The organism is Bacillus sp. SIMBA_008 (assembly GCF_046535495.1).
GTDB lineage: Bacteria > Bacillota > Bacilli > Bacillales > Bacillaceae > Bacillus > Bacillus subtilis.
In genome coordinates, this window is sequence record NZ_JAWRWL010000313.1 from 1 (window position 1) to 279 (window position 279).

The window sequence follows — 279 nt, forward strand, 5'->3', positions numbered from 1 at the left end:
ATCGTTGCTTGTCCGCCGCATGTAATCATATTAACGTTTTGATTGTTTAAAAAATTGTTATTTCGAATAGCAGGACAAACAAATGGCCCATATGCAGCCGGAGTTAAGTCAATTACTATTTTCCCAATCTCTTCTAATGTTTTCGCATGATAATTATGTGCTTTAGCTGAGGTAGCATCAAATACAATATCAGCTATACTTGGATTATCAATAATTGCTTGTATTCCATTATCAAAGACATCGTATCCGGCTTCTTTCGCTCTCTTTAAACCATCCGAT

The 279-nt window shown here is 35.5% G+C and carries 1 pseudogene; it reads right to left on the reverse strand.

The window, feature by feature from the left end:
• Window positions 1–279: pseudogene (locus SB658_RS23360) on the reverse strand (acetaldehyde dehydrogenase (acetylating)); the annotation flags it as partial.